Annotated in this window: 18 protein-coding genes; 12 read left to right on the forward strand and 6 right to left on the reverse strand. The window is 70.1% G+C overall.

Features of this window, described 5'->3' with window-relative positions; genetic code table 11:
- Position 1 precedes the first annotated feature (1 nt).
- Positions 2–955 (forward strand): dipeptidase, encoded by a 954-nt coding sequence (locus QRO03_RS13520; protein ID WP_285138008.1) that lies wholly within the window; start codon positions 2–4, stop codon positions 953–955.
- A 32-nt stretch (positions 956–987) separates the two neighbouring features.
- Entirely contained in the window at positions 988–1,488 is a 501-nt protein-coding gene (locus tag QRO03_RS13525; protein ID WP_285138009.1) for a GNAT family N-acetyltransferase, read from the forward strand.
- Positions 1,489–1,539: 51 nt separating this feature from the next.
- Here the strand turns inward: QRO03_RS13525 and QRO03_RS13530 are convergent, their stop codons facing one another.
- The gene (locus tag QRO03_RS13530) at positions 1,540–2,775 is read right to left on the reverse strand and encodes an NAD(P)/FAD-dependent oxidoreductase (RefSeq protein WP_285138010.1); all 1,236 of its coding nucleotides are present in this window, start codon (positions 2,773–2,775) and stop codon (positions 1,540–1,542) included.
- A gap of 164 nt (positions 2,776–2,939) precedes the next feature.
- Here QRO03_RS13530 and QRO03_RS13535 point away from each other — a divergent pair, with 164 nt between their 5' ends.
- Positions 2,940–3,338, forward strand: coding sequence for an arsenate reductase ArsC (locus QRO03_RS13535; protein WP_285138011.1), 399 nt, complete (start codon positions 2,940–2,942; stop codon positions 3,336–3,338).
- 44 nt (positions 3,339–3,382) lie between these two features.
- Here the strand turns inward: QRO03_RS13535 and msrA are convergent, their stop codons facing one another.
- Both msrA and msrB read right to left on the reverse strand, forming a co-directional pair.
- Entirely contained in the window at positions 3,383–3,937 is a 555-nt protein-coding gene (msrA, locus tag QRO03_RS13540; RefSeq protein WP_285138012.1) for a peptide-methionine (S)-S-oxide reductase MsrA, read from the reverse strand.
- Positions 3,938–3,975: 38 nt separating this feature from the next.
- On the reverse strand, positions 3,976–4,434 hold the full coding sequence (gene msrB / locus QRO03_RS13545; protein WP_243222707.1) for a peptide-methionine (R)-S-oxide reductase MsrB: 459 nt from the start codon (positions 4,432–4,434) through the stop codon (positions 3,976–3,978).
- Positions 4,435–4,637: 203 nt separating this feature from the next.
- On the opposite strand from msrB, the gene QRO03_RS13550 reads away from it, so the two are divergent.
- Positions 4,638–5,465, forward strand: a complete 828-nt coding sequence (locus QRO03_RS13550) for an SDR family NAD(P)-dependent oxidoreductase (protein ID WP_285138013.1) — start codon at positions 4,638–4,640, stop codon at positions 5,463–5,465.
- 4 nt (positions 5,466–5,469) lie between these two features.
- Here QRO03_RS13550 and QRO03_RS13555 read toward each other — a convergent pair whose 3' ends face one another.
- Positions 5,470–5,832, reverse strand: coding sequence for a response regulator (locus QRO03_RS13555; RefSeq protein ID WP_285138014.1), 363 nt, complete (start codon positions 5,830–5,832; stop codon positions 5,470–5,472).
- 34 nt (positions 5,833–5,866) lie between these two features.
- Complete coding sequence (locus QRO03_RS13560) at positions 5,867–6,178, reverse strand: hypothetical protein (RefSeq protein ID WP_285138015.1); 312 nt, start codon at positions 6,176–6,178, stop codon at positions 5,867–5,869.
- A 188-nt stretch (positions 6,179–6,366) separates the two neighbouring features.
- Here QRO03_RS13560 and QRO03_RS13565 point away from each other — a divergent pair, with 188 nt between their 5' ends.
- The 6 genes from QRO03_RS13565 (at position 6,367) to QRO03_RS13590 (ending at position 13,642) form a co-directional block, all read left to right on the forward strand.
- Positions 6,367–7,335 carry a dioxygenase family protein gene (locus QRO03_RS13565; RefSeq protein ID WP_285138016.1) on the forward strand — a complete coding sequence of 323 codons (969 nt, stop codon included), beginning with the start codon at positions 6,367–6,369 and terminating at the stop codon, positions 7,333–7,335.
- Positions 7,336–7,481: 146 nt separating this feature from the next.
- Positions 7,482–8,195 carry an NUDIX hydrolase gene (locus QRO03_RS13570; protein WP_285138017.1) on the forward strand — a complete coding sequence of 238 codons (714 nt, stop codon included), beginning with the start codon at positions 7,482–7,484 and terminating at the stop codon, positions 8,193–8,195.
- A gap of 63 nt (positions 8,196–8,258) precedes the next feature.
- Complete coding sequence (gene pgi, locus QRO03_RS13575) at positions 8,259–9,938, forward strand: glucose-6-phosphate isomerase (RefSeq protein WP_285138018.1); 1,680 nt, start codon at positions 8,259–8,261, stop codon at positions 9,936–9,938.
- A gap of 376 nt (positions 9,939–10,314) precedes the next feature.
- Positions 10,315–11,223, forward strand: coding sequence for an aggregation-promoting factor C-terminal-like domain-containing protein (locus QRO03_RS13580; RefSeq protein ID WP_285138019.1), 909 nt, complete (start codon positions 10,315–10,317; stop codon positions 11,221–11,223).
- 90 nt (positions 11,224–11,313) lie between these two features.
- A complete protein-coding gene (locus tag QRO03_RS13585) occupies positions 11,314–11,892 on the forward strand; it encodes a PadR family transcriptional regulator (protein WP_285138020.1) in 579 nt (192 codons plus the stop codon).
- Between the two features lie 52 nt (positions 11,893–11,944).
- Positions 11,945–13,642 carry an ABC1 kinase family protein gene (locus QRO03_RS13590; RefSeq protein WP_285138021.1) on the forward strand — a complete coding sequence of 566 codons (1,698 nt, stop codon included), beginning with the start codon at positions 11,945–11,947 and terminating at the stop codon, positions 13,640–13,642.
- A 175-nt stretch (positions 13,643–13,817) separates the two neighbouring features.
- On the opposite strand, the gene QRO03_RS13595 is transcribed toward QRO03_RS13590, so the two are convergent.
- Entirely contained in the window at positions 13,818–14,819 is a 1,002-nt protein-coding gene (locus QRO03_RS13595; RefSeq protein WP_285138022.1) for an aggregation-promoting factor C-terminal-like domain-containing protein, read from the reverse strand.
- A 425-nt stretch (positions 14,820–15,244) separates the two neighbouring features.
- Here QRO03_RS13595 and rpsA point away from each other — a divergent pair, with 425 nt between their 5' ends.
- Both rpsA and QRO03_RS13605 read left to right on the forward strand, forming a co-directional pair.
- The gene (rpsA, locus tag QRO03_RS13600; RefSeq protein WP_055957267.1) at positions 15,245–16,699 is read left to right on the forward strand and encodes a 30S ribosomal protein S1; all 1,455 of its coding nucleotides are present in this window, start codon (positions 15,245–15,247) and stop codon (positions 16,697–16,699) included.
- A 103-nt stretch (positions 16,700–16,802) separates the two neighbouring features.
- Complete coding sequence (locus QRO03_RS13605; protein ID WP_285138023.1) at positions 16,803–16,976, forward strand: hypothetical protein; 174 nt, start codon at positions 16,803–16,805, stop codon at positions 16,974–16,976.
- Positions 16,977–17,391 lie beyond the last annotated feature (415 nt).

The raw sequence follows: 17,391 nt of genomic DNA on the forward strand, positions 1-17,391 counted from the left end.
CGTGCTCTGGGACCAGCACGCCTGCGTCGAGCTCGTCGAGATTGCCGATCTCTCCGAGCTGCACCGCTACCGCCCCGCGGGCGGCGGTCTGGTGTCACTCAACGTCGGGTATGCGCCGCACGGTCCGGCGGTCACGGCCTCGCTGCTCGCCGCGTTCCGCGCGCAGGTCGAGCGCATCGACGGTCTCGCGCTCGCCGCAGCCGTCACCGACGTCGACCGGATCGCCGCCGAAGGCGACACCGCCGTGGTCTTCGACCTCGAGGACTGCGCCCCCCTCGGCGGAGACCTGGATGCCGTCGGCCCGCTCGTGTCGCAGGGTGTCCGCACGCTCGCCCCGACCTACAACGTCGCCAACCGCGCCGGCGGCGGCTGTCTCGACGCCGTCGACCACGGGCTCACCCCCTGGGGACGCGACCTCGTGCGCGAGCTGAACGCGCACGGCGCGGTTCCCGACGGCTCGCACGTCGGGGCACGCACGACGCTCGACATGTGCGCGGTGTCGACGGGGCCGGTGGTCTTCAGCCACTCGAACATGCGCGCGGTGTGGGATCACCCCCGCAACATCACCGACGATCAGGCCCGTGCCGCCGCCGACACCGGGGGAGTGGTCGGCATCACCGGGGTCGGCATCTTCCTCGGGCCCAACACCCCGACGCTGTCGGCCATGACCCGCCACCTCGAGCACGCGGTCGAGGTCGTCGGCATCGACCACGTCGGCGTCAGCACCGATTTCTCGTTCGACTGGCGGACGTTCCGCGCCGTCCTCGCGACGAGCCCCGATCTCTACGACGCCAGCTACACCGCGTGGGGACCGGTGGAGTGGATGCCGCCCGAGACATTCGTCGACCTCGGCGCGCACCTGCGCGGGCACGGGTGGGGCGACGACGACATCGCCGCGGTGCTCGGGGGGAACTTCCGGCGCGTGGCGAGCGAGAGCTGGCATCCATCGTCCTGACCGGGCGCGGGATCGCCCGATAGCCTCGGGACATGACGACTCTCACCGACGGCGCTGTCCTTCGTCCCGCTCGCCGGGGCGACGAGGGGGGCATCCTCGCCGGCATCCAGGCCCTCGCCGACTACGAACGCGAACCGGATGCCGTCGACAACACCGCCGAGATGATCGCCGAGACGCTGTTCGGCGACGATGCCCGCGCGTTCGCCTTCGTCGTGGAGGGCGCCGACGGCGGCATCCGGGCGATCGCGATCTGGTTCCTCACGTACTCGACGTGGACCGGGCGCCACGGCATCTGGCTCGAAGACCTCTACGTTCACGAGCAGTACCGCGCGAAGGGCTACGGCGCGGCGCTGTTGGCCGCGCTCGCCGCGGAGTGCCTCGACAAGGGCTACTCGCGCCTCGAATGGACGGTGCTCGACTGGAACGAGCCCGCGATCGGCTTCTATCGCGCCCTCGGTGCCGAGGCGATGGAGGAGTGGACGACGCGCCGGGTCACCGGCGACGCGCTGGGGGCTCTCGCGGCGCGCGCGTAGAACCGTCTCCCGGGCTCTTCGGCGCGGGTACAGCCCGCGCCGTTCCCCGACTCACCGCCGGAGGTCTGCGAGCACCGCCTCCGCCGCTCGCTGACCCGACACGAGAGCGCCCTGGATCGACGCGGTGTCGCGGTGATCGCCGGCGAGATAGCGGCCGTCGTCGAGCCGCACCGGGCGCCGCAGGCGCAGCGGTGGGTCCTGTGCGGGGAGGGCGCGGGCGACGTCGTCTCGGCGCAGGAGGCGCCAGGCCCGGGTGTCGGCCTCCCAGATCTCCCCGAGCTGTCGACGGACGACGTCCTCCGACGCCGCGGAGGGCAGCACGCAGGTCGCCTGCACGAGGTGCTGCCCGCGCGGTGCGTAGGTGCGCGCGGTGTTGGTCATGACGGCGGTGTTCACGATCGGCCCCCGTCGGCGTCCGTCCACGCGGAGCGCGGCGTCGTCGGTCGGCGCCTGGTCGGCGGCGAACCACCACGTCTGCAGTCCCCGGGGTCGCGGGAGCGGCACGTCGAGTGAGGGATCGAGTCCCGTCGCGATGACCACGGCCCGGGCCGTCATGGCATCCTGTCCCTCCACCCCGACGTGCCAACCGCGGGCGCGGTTGCGTGTCGAGACGACCCGGTGGGCGAGGCGGATGCCGGCGCCGGCACGGCGCGCGGTGTCGGCGACCTGTGCGGGCAGGGCGCCGATCCCCGCGGCGGGCACTCCCGGTCGCCCGAACGCGAAGCTGCGCACGAGGAGTCGGACGAACGCATCGGAGGTCTGCTGCCGGTCGTCGGCCAGCACCCCGGCGAGGAACGGTTCGAGCACGCTGTCGCGGAGAGCGCCGCGCAGTCCCGCGCGGTCCCACGCCTCCTCGAGCGTGCGGTCGGTCCCGGTCTTCGCCGCGCGCGCCGACGCGAGGGTGGGCCCCACCCACCGTGCCAGCGCCGCGAGATCGGCGGGACCCGCGATTCCGCTCCGCAGCGTCTCGGGAACCGACAGTGGATGCCGCAGTGGATGGGCCAGCCGTGCGAGGCGGTCGTCGAGGCGCACGCCGACCGCCACGGGGAAGCGCTTCAGGGCGAGCGCATCGACGTCGACCCAGCGCCGGACGGCCGGGTACGCGGGGTTGAGCACGTGGAAGCCGAGGTCGAGGCGGAAGCCGTCGACGATGTCGGTGCGTTCGCGTCCGCCCATGGCATCGCTCTGCTCGAGCACGACGACGTCGCGGCCGGCCTCGGCCAGTCGCGTCGCACAGCGCAGGCCCGCAAGACCCGCGCCCACCACGATGACGTCGTATCCGCTCATCCCGCGAGCCTAGGCAGTGTCGCCGCCGGTCCCGCGGGGCTTGCGCCGGTCGCCCGCCCGTCGACTGTCCACGACTCGCCGCCCCGCGCGATCGGCGCGCGGCGTGTCCTGGACACTCGACGGGGCCGAACCAGCCGTTCACCGAGGCGGGGGAGGATGGGGGCATGGCATCCGTCACCGTCCTCTTCGTCTGCGTCCACAACGCCGGCCGCTCGCAGATGGCGGCGGGTTACGCACGCGCCCTCGGCGGCGACCGAGTGCGAGTGCTGTCCGGCGGAAGTGCGCCCGGGGCGGCGCTCAACCCGATGGCCGTGGCGGCGATGGCCGAGGAGGGCATCGACATCGGCGAAGAGGTTCCGCAACTGCTGCTCACCGATGACGTGCGCGCCTCCGACGCGGTCATCACCATGGGGTGCGGCGACGCGTGCCCGATCTTCCCCGGCAAGCGCTACGAGGACTGGGAACTCACCGACCCGGCGGGCAGGGGCCTCGACGAGGTGCGGCCGATCCGCGACGACATCAAGTCACGGGTGCAGCGCCTGCTCGACGACCTGCTGGCGTGACGAAGGGCCCGGATGCCATGGCATCCGGGCCCTTCGTTCGTCGCTTACGCCGAGGCTTGCTCGCGCTTGGGCAGCACCCAACCGGGGCGCACGAAGTGGCACGTGTAGCCGTGCGGGATGCGCACGAGGTAGTCCTGGTGCTCGGGCTCGGCCTCCCAGAAGGGCGCCTCGGGCTCGATCGTGGTGACCGCCTTCGCGGGCCAGATGCCGGACGCGTCGACGTCGGCGATCGTGTCGCGCGCGACCTTCTCCTGCTCGGGTGAGAGCGGGAAGATCGCCGAGCGGTAGCTCGTGCCCACGTCGTTGCCCTGGCGGTTCAGGGTCGAGGGGTCGTGGATCTGGAAGAAGAACGCCAGGATGTCGCGGTACGACGTCTGAGAGGGGTCGAAGACGATCTCGACGGCCTCCGCGTGACCGGGGTGGTTGCGGTAGGTCGCGTGCGCGTTCTGGCCGCCGGTGTAGCCGACCCGGGTGTCGAGCACGCCGGGCTGGCGGCGGATGAGGTCTTCGACGCCCCAGAAGCAGCCGCCCGCGAGGACGGCGGTCTCGGTGCCGGGGCGACGGGTGATCTCGCCGGAGTCGGAAGGTCCGCTGGTCATGGTGGTGCTCCTTTTTCGCGTGCGGAAGGGGAAGAGGTTCACGAGGCTCGGCTTTCGCGGAACAGGGGGAGGTAGGCGCCGTACCCCTGGGCCTCGAGTTCGCTGACGGGTACGAAGCGCATCGCGGCCGAGTTCATGCAGTATCTCAGTCCGCCGGCGTCGCGCGGGCCGTCGTCGAAGAGGTGGCCGAGGTGGCTGTCCGCTCCGGCCGAGCGCACCTCGGTGCGCGTCATCCACAGCGTCCGGTCGGTCTTCTGCACGACCGCGGCGTCGTCGATCGGCTTGGTGAAGCTCGGCCAGCCCGAGCCGCTCTCGAACTTGTCGGCCGAGGAGAACAGCGGCTGTCCTGACACGACATCGACGTAGATGCCGTCCTCGTGGTTGTCCCAGTACTCGTTGCGGAACGGCGGTTCGGTGGCGTCGTCCTGCGTGACGGCGAACTGGCGGTCGGTGAGGCGACCCAGCGCCTCCGACGTCTTCCGGTACTCCGTGCTCACGGTTCAGATCCTCTCGTCCAGACGCCCTGTGGCGGGCGTCCTCCAATCGAACGCCTCGACCGCAGGTTTTGGTCCCGTGGGACTGTGAGCGGGCTGTGAGTTCTGCGGAGGCGACATAGATGCGGCGGATCTCGGCGGCAAGCCCCGACCTTCGTGTCCCCGACGCGATTACCGTGGCCTCTTCGAACCAGGAAGAGGATGCTATGACCCGCACCATCGTCATCACCGGCGCCAGCGACGGAATCGGCGCGGCCTCGGCGAAACAGCTCGCCCAGCTGGGTGAAGAGGTCGTCGTGGTCGGCCGCAACCCCGACAAGACCGCGCGCGTCGCCCGCTCGCTCGGCGCCGACTCGTTCGTCGCGGACTTCAGCGACCTGGCCCAGGTGCGCGAGCTCGCGGCATCCCTCCTCGAGGCGTACCCGCGCATCGACGTGCTCGCCAACAACGCCGGCGGCGTCTTCGGCGCGCGCTCGCTGACGAAGGACGGCTACGAGACGACCTTCCAGGTGAACCACCTCGCTCCGTTCCTGCTCACGAACCTTCTGCGAGAGCGTCTCGTCGAGTCCGGGGCATCGGTCATCCAGACCTCGAGCGCCGCCGCGAGGTTGTTCCCGCGGTTCGACATCGACGACCTGCAGGGCGAGCACCGCTACTCGTCGACCGCCGCCTACGGCAACGCGAAGCTCGCGAACGTCCTCTTCACGAAAGAGCTGAACCGCCGCTTCGGCGACGCGGGATTGTCGGCCGTGGCATTTCACCCGGGCGTGATCGCGTCGAACTTCGGATCGACGAGCGACGGACCGTGGAAGTTCCTCTACAGCGGTCCGATCGCTCAGCGCCTCATGACGTCGACCTCGGTGGGGGGAGCGCGCCTGACCTGGCTCGCCCTCGGCAAGCCGGGCGTGGACTGGACGCCCGGCGGCTTCTATTCGAACAACAAGCCCGCGAAGACCAGCCGGATCGCCGACGACCCGGTGCTCGCGCAGCAGTTGTGGGAGCGCAGCGCCGTCCTCGTCGGGCTCGACGACTGATCACCTAGGCGTTCCCTATGCGTTGACCCCGACGACCGCTTTCTTGGCGTCGTCTGGGAGGGGCGCGGGCACGCTGAGCGCATGACCGCAGCACCCGCCCTCGCCGCCCCGCCCGTCGCCGCTCTCCGCGGCGCTCGCCGCCGAGGGCGGTGAGCATCAGCACGGGCGTCGTGATGTGGGCGGCGCGCAGGTCGCGCACGATCTCGGCACCGTCGCGATGGGGGAGGCGACGGTCGAGCAGGATCACGTCGAACCCGCCGCGCAGCGCCCGATCCCGACCGGCGAGCCCGTCGCTCTCGTGGGTGACGTCGTACGTCTCGCTCAGCACCTCGAGCGTCATCGACGCGATCTCCGCGTCGTCTTCCACATAGAGAAGGCGCGGACGCACCCCCCGGTCTCGATCACTGCACGCCGGCCCGCGGCGGGCTCACGTTCCATCCGAAGCGTTCGAGCGCGTCCTGGAGGCGGCGCGCCTGCGCCCACGCGATCTCTCCCGAGACGTCCGAGTAGATGTCGATCACGAAGGGCGGGGGATCGGCGAACTTGGGGATCTCGACCTCGGCCCAGGCGTGCGGGGCGAGCCAGACGCGAGGACGAGCGGTGCCGGCGTCGTCCACGCCCCCGTCGGCGGCGAAGGCGATCGCATCGAGGGCGTCGATCTTCGTGATCGGCATGTTCACGACGAGGGTCACCGCGTGCAGTACTCCGGCCATCCCGTACCTCCTTTTCTCATCCTCACACGTGACTCGCGACTCGGGACCGCCCGCGGCTGACGGACGTCGACCCGGGCGCACGCGCGGTGACACGCACACAGCCCGCGCACAGGATCGGCCAGGTCGCGGGCAGGGTGCGTCGGACACGCTCGACGCATCGACACGATCCCCGACCAGCGGAGGCGACCATGAGCAGGATCCCCGACACCCAGATGACCCCCGACGGTCCCGCGTTCGAGGGCCGCTTGCTCGACCGGGCCGATGAACCCGTCGTCGATCAGGGAGCGCCGTTCGACATCCGCACGCTCGTCTCGCGTCGCGGCATCCTGGGGCTCGTCGCGCTGGGTGCCGGCGCCGTCACCCTCGCCGCCTGCACCCCCGTGGCGACCGGGTCGACGTCGGCGTCGACGGCGACGCCCACCGCGACCCCGACGGCCTCGGCGACCCCCTCCGCCTCGCCCACCGGTGCGGCCGTCGCCGTGCCCGCCGGGGAGATCCCCGACGAGACGGCGGGCCCGTACCCCGGTGACGGCTCGAACGGTCCGGACATCCTCGAGCAGTCCGGGATCGTCCGCAGCGACCTGCGCACGAGCCTCGACGGCGGAGCCACGGCCGACGGCGTCCCCATGACCCTGAACCTCGCGATCTTCGACGCCGCCGGCGGCGACGTGCCCTTCGTCGGTGCCGCCGTGTACGTGTGGCATTGCGACACGCAGGGGCGCTACTCGATGTACTCCTCCGGCGTCGAGAACGAGACGTACCTCCGCGGGGTCCAGGTCGTCGGCGCAGACGGCGTCGTGTCGTTCACCTCGATCTTCCCCGGCTGCTACGACGGTCGCTGGCCGCACATCCATTTCGAGGTCTACCCGAACATGGATGCCATCACCGACGCCTCCCAGGCGATCGCGACCTCGCAGGTCGCCCTCCCGCAGGGAGCGTGCGACGTCGTCTACGCGGACGGGCGTTACCCGTCGTCGGCGTCGAACCTGGCGCGGGTGTCGCTCGAGTCCGACAACGTGTTCGGCGACGACGGGGGAGCACTCGAGCTCGCCACGACCGCCGGCGACAACACCGCCGGCTGGACTGTCGCTCTGGGCGTGCGCGTCGACACCACCACCGCCCCGACCGCGGGCGCCGCCCCCGGCGGACGCGGCTGACCTGAAGCGGGACTCCCTCCCGTGCGGGGAACCCCAGCGGGTGGTGGCTCACGCCGGTCCGCTCCCGCGAGCACTACGCGTTCCTCGCCCGAGGCGCCCGGTGCCCTCGGCGCACGCTTCGCTCCTCGACGCCCTAGCCTCGATCCATGCCCTCCCCGCGCGCCCAACTGGAAGACGTGATCCGCCAGCCCCGAGGCGACGCGTTCGGCGCTCTGCAGTCCTTGCCCGTCGAGGGCGAAGCGCGGGCGGCGGCGGTGCTCATCCTGTTCGGTGTGCTCGACGGCATCCCGAGTTCTCGGACGGCGGCCCACGTCCCGAGCGACCTCGACGTTCTCCTGCTCGCGCGCGCGAGCACGTTGCGCGCCCACCCCGGTCAGGTCGCGTTCCCCGGCGGACGGGTGGATCCGGGTGATCGGGATGCCGCGGCGACGGCGCTGCGCGAAGCGCGGGAGGAGACAGGTCTTGATCCCGCAGGTGTCGAGGTGCTGGGTGCGCTCGACGCCGTTCCGCTGGCATTCTCCCGGCACGAGGTGACACCGGTCATCGGATGGTGGGCGCGTCCGACCCCGGTTCGAGCGGTCGACACTGCGGAATCGGCGGAGGTGTTCCGTGCCCCCGTGGCCGACCTGCTCGACCCCCGGCGTCGCGGTGTGACCGTGATCCGCCGCGATGGTCAGGAGTGGAGGGGGCCCGCCTTCGCCCTTCAGACATCCCGAGGACCGCAGACGGTGTGGGGCTTCACGGCGATGCTCCTCGACGGCCTCTTCGACCGACTCGGATGGACCGAACCCTGGGACGCCGAGAGGCGGATCCCGCTTCCCGCGCTCGGCGCCGGTGTCACTCCGCCCCGCGAGTCGTAGCGGTTCGCTCCTCTTTCGTCATGCGCAGCGCGGCGGGCGTCGCGGATCGCTAGCGTGGGTGGCGTGACTGCGCCTATCGATCCCACCACCACCGCCGCCTGGTCCCGCCTCACCGCGCTCCGGGACGCATTCGAGCCCGACCTGCGCGGCTGGTTCGCCGCCGACGCCGACCGCACGCACGAGCTCACGCGCACCGTCGGCGACCTCCACGTCGATCTGTCGAAGAACCTCGTGACCGCCGACGTGCTCGACGCCCTGGTCGCGCTCGCCGAAGAGACCCGTGTCGCCGGGCGCTACGCCGACATGCGACGGGGCGTTCACCTCAACACGAGCGAAGACCGTGCCGTGCTGCACACCGCTCTCCGCCGCCCCGCCGGCGCCGAGCCCGCGCTCGTCGTCGACGGCCAACAGGTCGATCACGACGTGCACGAGGTGCTCGACCGCCTCAGCGCCTTCGCCGACCGCGTGCGATCGGGTGAGTGGCGCGGCGTCACCGGCAAGAAGGTCACCACGGTCGTGAACATCGGCATCGGCGGAAGCGACCTCGGTCCCGTCATGGTCTACGAGGCACTGCTCCCGTACGCGGACGCCGGCATCCACGCGCGCTTCGTCTCCAACATCGACCCCACCGACATCGCGCAGAAGACCGCCGACCTCGACCCCGAGACCACCCTCTTCATCGTCGCCTCGAAGACGTTCACCACGCTCGAGACCCTCACCAACGCCCGCCTGGCGCGCGACTGGCTGTGGGAGAAGCTCTCGGCAGCCGGCGTGGTCGACGACTCGGATGCCGCCCGCACCGACGCCGTCGCCCATCACTTCGTCGCGGTCTCGACGGCGCTCGACAAGGTCGAGGCCTTCGGTATCGACCCCACCAACGCCTTCGGGTTCTGGGACTGGGTGGGTGGGCGGTACTCCGTCGATTCCGCCATCGGCCTGTCACTGGCGATCACCCTCGGCCCCGACGCGTTCCGTGGCCTCCTGGCCGGCTTCCACGTGGTCGACGAGCACGTGGCATCCACCCCGATCGCCCAGAACGTCCCGGTCCTGATGGGGCTCCTCAACGTCTGGTACACCAACTTCCTCGGCGCGCAGTCGCACGCGGTGCTCCCGTACGCGCAGCAACTGCACCGCTTCGCGGCGTACCTCCAGCAGCTGACGATGGAATCCAACGGCAAGTCCGTGCGCTGGGACGGCACCCCCGTGACCACCGACACGGGCGAGGTGTTCTGGGGCGAGCCGGGGACGAACGGGCAGCACGCCTTCTATCAGCTCATCCACCAGGGCACGCGACTGATCCCGGCCGACTTCATCGCCTTCGTGAACCCGGCGTACCCGCTCGCCGACGACGGACGAGACGTCCACGGACTGTTCCTGGCGAACTTCCTCGCCCAGACGAAGGCACTGGCGTTCGGAAAGACCGCGGAAGAGGTCGAGGCCGAGGGCACCACCGGTGCCCTCGTGGCCGCGCGCACGTTCCCGGGCAATCGTCCGACGACATCGATCTTCGCGCCCTCGCTGACGCCGTCGGTGCTCGGTCAGCTCATCGCGCTGTACGAACACATCACCTTCACGCAGGCCACGATCTGGGGCATCAACTCGTTCGACCAGTGGGGGGTCGAGCTCGGAAAGCAGCTGGCCCTGCAGATCGCGCCGGCCATCGAGGGCGATGAGGCCGCGCTCGGCGCCCAAGACGCGTCCACGCGTGCACTGCTCGAGTACTACCGCGCGCACCGCTCCTGACGGCGGCACGCGGCTGATGCCGCATCGACGGGCCGATCCGAGGATTTTTCGCCTTCCTCGGGTCGGCCCGTCGCGCGTCGCGGGTCCGGGAAGGACGACGCGGAGAGCCCCTGTCCCGGCGTGTCGAACGAGAATCGATAAAAACCTGGTCAGTGCGTGAATCGACGCACGTACGCGAAGGGGTTCCCGCGAGACGGATGGGCGACGGCGAATGCCTCCCCATGGCGGCGGCCGCCGCGCGCGGCTCACACGCGCCGTCCAGGTAACGAAGAGATAACGCTCAGAAGCGGCCCGCACACTCGGGGACTTGTGTCGACCCGAACGACACATGACCGCGCTCGATCCCGACGAGCGCGCCCCGACGAAAGAATGCTCCTTGCTCCGTTCTGATGTGAAACTCCTGCACGTCCATCGCGCCCGCCGCACCCTGCTGACCGCCGCCACGTGCGCCGGACTCGCACTCGGCATCGTCGCCACCACCGGCCTCGCCGTCGCCGCACCGCTCTCGGTCCCCGACGCATCGGCATCCTCGTTCTCCGCCCCCGGCACCATCGTCCCGGTGTCGAGCGCTCCGACCCTGGATGCCGTCACGACCGGTGCCGCCACCGCGCGGACCGAGGCGGCCACCGCCCTTTCCCGCGCCGACGCCGTGCGCGCCGATGTCGCCTCGACTGGCCTCCCGCTCTCGATCGGCGACGCCTCCATCGACACGGCTGCCCTCGAAGACGCCGTCGACCGCCTCGACTCCACGGACCTGCTCCCGGTGCTGCTCGTCCCCGCCCTCAGCCAGAACGCACAGACCGAGATCGTGCGCGTCAGTGCCCGTGCGGCCGAGGTGCAGGCCAGCCTCGACCAGGCCAAGGCCGATAAGGCCGCAGCGGATGCCGCCGCCGAGGCGCAGCGACAGGCCGAGGCGGTCGCCGCCGCCGAGGCGCAGCGCCAAGCGGATGCCGCCGCAGCGCTCGCCCGCGTGAACACCCCCGATGGTGCGCGCGCGTACGCCGCTCAGCTGGCATCCGAGAAGTACGGGTGGGGGAGCGACCAGTTCTCCTGCCTCTCGTCGCTGTGGACCAAGGAGTCGGGCTGGAACTACCAGGCCTACAACGACGACGGCGGTGCCACCGGAATTCCGCAGGCCCTCCCCGGCAGCAAGATGGCGACGTTCGGCGCCGACTGGCAGACGAACGCCGCGACGCAGATCGCGTGGGGGCTGGACTACATCGACCGCGGCTACGGCACGCCGTGCAGCGCGTGGGGCCACTCGCAGTCCGTCAACTGGTACTGAGAATCCACCCAGCGACCGCCCCGCGACCTCCTCAGCGATATATCGTTATGTATCGCTGACTCAGATCGGGTTCGCGCGAAGGAGGTCGTCATGAGTGGTTCATTCCTAGGAGACGCGTTCGGCGGACGCGGTGGCAACAACACCCCCGGTTGGCCGATGTCCAACATCCTCGAGGGTCTCGAGCAGCTGCGCTCGCAGTTCGAGCAGAAGACCGCATCGACGCCCCGTATGAACAAGGGTGACGTGCGCTCCGCCGTGCTGTCTCTGCTCCTCGAGCAGCCCATGCACGGTTACCAGATCATCCGCGAGATCGAGGAGCGCAGCGGCGGTTCGTGGAAGCCGAGCCCCGGCTCGGTGTACCCCACGCTCCAGCTGCTCACCGACGAGGGTCTCGTGCAGTCCGAGGAGTCCAACGGTCGCAAGACCTACTCGCTCACCGCCGAGGGTCGCGCTGCGGCCGGCGACGAGACCACCGAGCGCACCGCTCCGTGGGAGTCGGCGGGTTCGCGCGACAGCGGCCGCATGACGGCACTCCCCAAGGCCGGGGTCGAGCTCGCCCAGGCCGCAGCGCAGGTCGCGCGCACGGGCGATAAAGAGCAGGTCCAGCAGGCGGTCGAAATCCTCGACGAGGCTCGCCGTAAGCTCTACTCCATCCTCGCCCAGGGGTGAGGCCGCCGCACAGCGACGGGGGCTCGGCGCCCGTCGGCATCCAGGAGAATCGATGACCGACGACGCGCTGATGAAAGCCCGCTACCGGCGCATCACGCGCTTCGCGGCGCGTTATCTCGTGCAGGCGTGGTGGTACGAGCTCTTCCTGCCGCGGTTCGGCCTCGGGTGGATCTCCGCCCGGGGCCGGACCCGCCGGCTCGAGCGCATCGCGCAGCGCTTCCACGTGTTGGCGGTCGATCTCGGCGGCCTGATGATCAAGGTCGGGCAGTTCATGTCGTCGCGCCTCGACGTGTTGCCGCCCTCGATCACCAAACAGCTCGAGGGCCTGCAGGACGAGGTCCCCGCGGTGCCGTTCGCCCAGATGCGCGCCCGCGCCGAGCACGAGCTCGGGATGCCGTTGGAGCGGGCCTTCGCGAGCGTCGACGAGCGCCCGCTCGCCGCCGCCTCGCTCGGACAGGCGCATCGCGCCGTGCTGACCGACGCGCTGGCCGACGAGACCGGCCTGCGCGCTGTCGTGCTGAAGATCCAACGTCCCGACATCGACCGCATCGTCGACGTGGACCTGCGGGCCCTGCGCAAGGTCGGCGTGTGGCTGAGCAAGGTCGCCCTCGTGCGCGACCGCGTCGACATGCCCTCCCTCGTCGAGGAGTTCGCCGTGACCAGCCTCGAGGAGATCGATTACCTCCACGAGGCGGCCAACTCCGAGCGGTTCGCCGCGGACTTCGGGGGAGAAGACGGCGTCGCCGTCCCCGACGTCGTGTGGGAGCGCACGACCCGTCGGGTGCTGACCCTCGAAGACGTCAGCGCCATCAAGATCAACGACGTCGATGCGCTCCGAGCCGCCGGCATCGACCCGTCCGAGGTCGCCGCACGGTTCGCCGCGGTGATGTTCGACCAACTGTTCGACGACGGCTTCTTCCACGCCGACCCCCACCCCGGCAACGTGTTCGTCACTCCGCTGTCCTCGTCGACGGATGCCGGCCCTCCGGCCTGGCGTTTCACCTTCATCGACTTCGGCATGATGGGCGACGTTCCGCCGGGCCTTCGACGAGGTCTCCGCCGCGTCCTCATCGCCGCCGCCTCGCGCGACGGCAAGGGGCTCGTCGACGGCATCCGCGACGTGGGCGTGCTGCTGCCCTCGGCCGACACGATCCAGCTCGAACGGGCGATGACGCAGCTCTTCTCGCGCTTCGGCGGCATGGGGTTCGCCGAACTGCAGGAGGTCGACCCGCGCGAGTTCCGCGCTTTCGCGATCGAGTTCGGCGACGTCGTGCGCGCCCTGCCCTTCCAGCTGCCCGAGAACTTCCTCTTGATCGTCCGCGCCATGTCGTTGACGAGCGGGATGTGCAGTTCGCTCGACCCCGCCTTCAACATCTGGGACGCCGTCGAGCCCTACGCCCAGCGCCTGATCCGCGAGGAGAGCGGCAACACCGCCCAGGCCCTCGTGCGGGAGGTCGGGGCGGTCGCCGCGGTGACCGCGCGCTTGCCGCGGCGCGCCGACAACCTCATCTCACGGCTCGAAGAGGGTTCCCTCTCCGTCGAGACGCCCCGCATCGAACGCCGCATGCGCGACCTCGAGCGCATGGTGCGTCGAGTGGTGTCGTCCGTGCTGTTCACCGGTCTGCTCATCGGGGGAGTGCTGCTGCAGACCGAGCAGGCGGTGTTCGGCACGATCCTGATGGTGGTGTCGCTCGCCCCGCTCTCCCACGCCCTGCTCGCGGGGGTCGTCGCCCGTCGCAACGGCGCCTGACCGTTCCGAGCGCCCCCCGCCGTCGATCGGTGGCCCGGTCGAGGGCGGTGCGACCGGCTCCGCCACGATGTCCGCTCGGTTGTTCCGGGCAACGACGAGAGCGCCGCCCCGGAACAGGTCCGGGAGCGGCGCTCTCGTCGATCGGGATCGCCCGGGGCTGTGGTCGGGCGGCGGATCAGTACCAGCCGGTGGACTGCGAGTGACTCCACGCGCCGCACGGGTCGCCGTACCGGCCGGAGATGTAACCGAGGCCCCATGAGATCTGGGTGGTCGCGTTGGTCTCCCAATCGGCACCGGCGGAGGACATCTTGCTGCCCGGGAGCGCCTGCGGGATGCCGAAGGCACCGCTGCTTGCGTTGTAGGCCTGGTAGTTCCAGCCCGACTCCTTGTTCCACAGCGAGACGAGGCAGCTGAACTGATCGTCTCCCCAGCCACGGCTGGCCAGCATGCCGCGCGCCGTCGCCTGGGCGCCGGCGGGGCTGTTGTCGCCCGACCCGCCACCCGTGGCGAACGGCGCCGACGATCCTCCGCCGTTGGACGAGGACGACGATGGGGTGCTCTGCGCCGCGGCGGACTGCTCAGCGGCCTTCGCCTCGGCAGCGGCGGCGGCTGCGGCAGCCTCCGCCTCCTGGCGGGCTTTCTCGGCCGCTTCCTGCTCCGCCTTCTTGGCCACGGCCGCGTCGAGGCTGCCGCGCAGTTCGGCGACGCGCTGATCGACGGTCGCGGTCTCGGCCTCGACGTCGTCGGCGAAGTCGGGCAGGAACGTCTCGGGCAGGACGGCTGCCGACTGCAGGCGCTCCGTCGCGCGCTCCAAGGCGCTGGTGTCGACGGTCGCGGGCTGACCGATGTCGAGCCCGGATGCCGCGATGTCGGCCTGCACGCTCGACGCGGCCTGCAGAGAGCCTGCGGCGGTCGTGCGAGCGGAAAGGGCTTCCGCGGCCTCGGGGCCGTGGGCGGCGTCGAGGGCGATCGGCGTGCTCGCCGAGGCGAGCGAGAAGGTCGCGGTCGTCAGGTCGGCGGGCGACGCCGTGGCGGCGGGAACGGTGCCGGTGAGGGCTGCGGCCGCGACCGCCCCGACGACGAGCACGCCGGCGGTCGTCACGGGGCGACGACGGGTGCGGCGAGCGGCGAGGCGGCGGTCACGACGGTTGGAAGTGGGCGTCGAAGAAGAGCGCATAGAACCGGTTTCACGTGAGGGGGACGACGCGGGTATCGCCGTCAGACCCGCGATAGCGGGCACAAGACGGGGAGCCTGGCACGGCATTCTGGATGCCACCTGGGCACGCCGGCTCAGACGGTCGCGGCAAAACGGCCGATCCGGGGCGAATCGGATCCCGTTCCGCCTCCTCCTCGACGTCGTGTGACGCCCGTGTCGGAACGGGATCCGCGAGGGGGAGTCGGTGAGCTAGACTGAGGTGTCACACGTGGGCTCTGCTCGTTCTCCGGGCGGCCCGTGACATCGCACGAATCAATCCGCTTCGCTTCGACGCGTGGCATGCGTTCGCCCTCCGGGTGCGCGGATGCCCGCTGTCCCCGGTCCACGGGACCGAGGGGCGCAGAAGTCGGAGCCCGACACCACACCCAACTAGGACAACCCACTACATGACTACCGCAACGACCGCCCCCGCTATCAAGCAGGTCGCGATCAACGACATCGGCTCGGCCGAAGACTTCCTGGCCGCGGTCGAGAAGACGCTCAAGTTCTTCAACGACGGCGACCTCATCGAGGGCACCGTGGTCAAGATCGACCGCGACGAGGTCCTCCTCGACGTCGGTTACAAGACCGAGGGTGTCATCCCCTCCCGCGAGCTCTCGATCAAGCACGACGTCGACCCCAACGAGGTCGTCAACGTCGGCGATCACGTCGAGGCCCTCGTTCTCCAGAAGGAGGACAAGGAAGGCCGCCTCATCCTGTCCAAGAAGCGCGCGCAGTACGAGCGTGCGTGGGGCGACGTCGAGAAGATCAAGGAGAACGACGGTGTCGTCACCGGTTCCGTGATCGAGGTCGTCAAGGGTGGTCTCATCGTCGACATCGGCCTCCGCGGCTTCCTCCCGGCTTCGCTCATCGAGCTGCGCCGTGTCCGCGACCTGACGCCGTACCTCGGCCAGGAGATCGAGGCGAAGATCCTCGAGCTCGACAAGAACCGCAACAACGTCGTGCTCTCGCGCCGCGCTCTGCTCGAGCAGACGCAATCCGAGTCGCGCACCACGTTCCTCAACAACCTCCACAAGGGCCAGGTCCGCAAGGGCACGGTCTCGTCGATCGTCAACTTCGGTGCGTTCGTCGACCTGGGCGGCGTCGACGGTCTCGTCCACGTCTCCGAGCTCTCCTGGAAGCACATCGAGCACGCCTCCGAGGTCGTCGAGGTGGGCCAGGAGGTCACGGTCGAGATCCTCGAGGTCGACCTCGACCGTGAGCGCGTGTCGCTCTCGCTCAAGGCGACGCAGGAAGACCCGTGGCAGGTGTTCGCCCGCACCCACGCGATCGGCCAGATCGCTCCGGGCAAGGTCACCAAGCTCGTTCCGTTCGGCGCGTTCGTCCGCGTGGCCGACGGCATCGAGGGCCTCGTGCACATCTCCGAGCTGTCGGGCAAGCACGTCGAGCTCGCCGAGCAGGTCGTGTCGGTCGGCGAAGAGGTCTTCGTCAAGATCATCGACATCGACCTCGAGCGTCGTCGCATCTCGCTGTCGCTCAAGCAGGCCAACGAGTCGGTCGACCCCAACGGCACCGAGTTCGACCCGGCGCTGTACGGCATGGCCACCGAGTACGACGAGCGCGGCGAGTACAAGTACCCCGAGGGCTTCGACCCCGAGTCGGGTGCGTGGCTCGAGGGCTTCGACGCTCAGCGCGAGCAGTGGGAGCAGGAGTACGCCGCTGCCCAGGGTCGCTGGGAGGCTCACAAGTCCGCGGTCGCCAAGGCCCTCGAGGCCGAGGCCGCCAACCCGACGGACGCTGGTTCGTTCGGGGGATCGTTCTCGTCGGAGTCGCCCGCCCAGGGCACCCTCGCCGACGACGAGTCGCTGGCGGCGCTTCGCGAGAAGCTCTCCGGACGCTGATCCGTCTCGCATCGAAGGCCGGTACCTCCTCGGAGGTGCCGGCCTTCGGTCGTTTCCGCGCAAGCCCTGTCGTTCTGGGCGGAGGACAGGGCAGGATCGACGTATGGCAAACCGACTTCCGCTTCTGATCACCCTCGCCGGCGTGGCCGTGCTCTTCCTGTCGATCGTCTTCGTCTTCGCCCTCGTTCTGGGTGCGATGTTCTTCGGCGGGATCGAGTTCACCGGCGGGCACACGGATGCAGCGGCCTCCGGCCCCTCGTGGGGACTCGCCGCCTGATCGGTCGCTGCACCCGTACACCTCGGCCCGACCGACCTCGAAGGTCGTGTCGGGCCTTGTTGTTTCCCGCGTGTTTCCGCGGATTTCCGTCAGCGACACGCCCGGGATGTGGAGTGATTGGCCGAGGAGATGAACCGGACGTAGAGTATTACTTGTTCGCCCCACAGGGGAGAGCGGAGAGGCCGAAGGGCCCCGCGTCCCCTCAAGTGGTGAACCGCCCAGGTACATGCTTCATAGCGTGTTTCTGGTTCGACCGTCCGGCTGGTTGTCACGACGTTGATCTCGTTCCGAGGTCCCACAGTGAGAACGTTCAGTGTCGGGTGGTCCCATAGATCGTGAACTGCCTCATGGGTTGGTCGTAAGACTGTTTCTGTGGGTGCGTCCGTTCCTTGAGAACTCAACAGCGTGCACTTGT

Origin of the sequence: Microbacterium sp. lyk4-40-TSB-66, from assembly GCF_030209475.1 — a bacterium.
In the GTDB taxonomy this organism is placed as follows: Bacteria; Actinomycetota; Actinomycetes; order Actinomycetales; family Microbacteriaceae; genus Microbacterium.

What these genes read in the sequence shown, in the direction of transcription:
- QRO03_RS13570 (WP_285138017.1), top strand. Translation starts at nt 7,482, where the DNA reads ATGCCCTCCCCGCGCGCCCAACTGGAAGACGTGATCCGCCAGCCCCGA.
- QRO03_RS13590 (WP_285138021.1), top strand. Translation starts at nt 11,945, where the DNA reads ATGACCGACGACGCGCTGATGAAAGCCCGCTACCGGCGCATCACGCGC.
- QRO03_RS13595 (WP_285138022.1), bottom strand. Translation starts at nt 14,819, where the DNA reads ATGCGCTCTTCTTCGACGCCCACTTCCAACCGTCGTGACCGCCGCCTC.
- msrA (WP_285138012.1), bottom strand. Translation starts at nt 3,937, where the DNA reads ATGACCAGCGGACCTTCCGACTCCGGCGAGATCACCCGTCGCCCCGGC.
- rpsA (WP_055957267.1), top strand. Translation starts at nt 15,245, where the DNA reads ATGACTACCGCAACGACCGCCCCCGCTATCAAGCAGGTCGCGATCAAC.
- QRO03_RS13605 (WP_285138023.1), top strand. Translation starts at nt 16,803, where the DNA reads ATGGCAAACCGACTTCCGCTTCTGATCACCCTCGCCGGCGTGGCCGTG.
- QRO03_RS13535 (WP_285138011.1), top strand. Translation starts at nt 2,940, where the DNA reads ATGGCATCCGTCACCGTCCTCTTCGTCTGCGTCCACAACGCCGGCCGC.
- QRO03_RS13530 (WP_285138010.1), bottom strand. Translation starts at nt 2,775, where the DNA reads ATGAGCGGATACGACGTCATCGTGGTGGGCGCGGGTCTTGCGGGCCTG.
- QRO03_RS13565 (WP_285138016.1), top strand. Translation starts at nt 6,367, where the DNA reads ATGAGCAGGATCCCCGACACCCAGATGACCCCCGACGGTCCCGCGTTC.
- QRO03_RS13525 (WP_285138009.1), top strand. Translation starts at nt 988, where the DNA reads ATGACGACTCTCACCGACGGCGCTGTCCTTCGTCCCGCTCGCCGGGGC.
- QRO03_RS13550 (WP_285138013.1), top strand. Translation starts at nt 4,638, where the DNA reads ATGACCCGCACCATCGTCATCACCGGCGCCAGCGACGGAATCGGCGCG.
- QRO03_RS13560 (WP_285138015.1), bottom strand. Translation starts at nt 6,178, where the DNA reads ATGGCCGGAGTACTGCACGCGGTGACCCTCGTCGTGAACATGCCGATC.
- QRO03_RS13585 (WP_285138020.1), top strand. Translation starts at nt 11,314, where the DNA reads ATGAGTGGTTCATTCCTAGGAGACGCGTTCGGCGGACGCGGTGGCAAC.